Source organism: Salmonella sp. SAL4457, assembly GCF_046548235.1.
Taxonomy (GTDB): domain Bacteria; phylum Pseudomonadota; class Gammaproteobacteria; order Enterobacterales; family Enterobacteriaceae; genus Salmonella; species Salmonella enterica.
Genome location: NZ_JBGDZO010001081.1, coordinates 1 through 247 on the forward strand (window position 1 = coordinate 1; position 247 = coordinate 247).

At 71.7% G+C, this 247-nt stretch carries 1 protein-coding gene; it reads right to left on the reverse strand.

Annotated elements, in window-relative coordinates; all coding sequences use genetic code 11:
• Positions 1 to 39: 39 nt before the first annotated feature.
• On the reverse strand, positions 40 to 247 hold a 208-nt coding region (locus tag ACLJNW_RS27525; protein ID WP_410961729.1), incomplete at its 5' end, for a hypothetical protein.

Sequence of the window (247 nt, forward strand, 5' to 3'; positions counted from 1 at the left end):
GTCGCTCGCCGCGCCCGTCTGGCTCACCGCCGTGCGCGGCTAGGTGCTCGGCCAGCGCGCAACCGACGAGCCGAGATCCGCGAACATCAGCTCGTAGTCGGCCACGTCCTCGACCCGGACCTCGACGGTGGACGTGATCCGGTCACGGAACTCCGCGCGGGCCGCGAGATGCGCGTCCGCGAGCTCGCGGCTCTCCCAGAACGTGACCACGAGCGTCCGTCCCTCCTCCTCGTGCGAGAGCACGAGG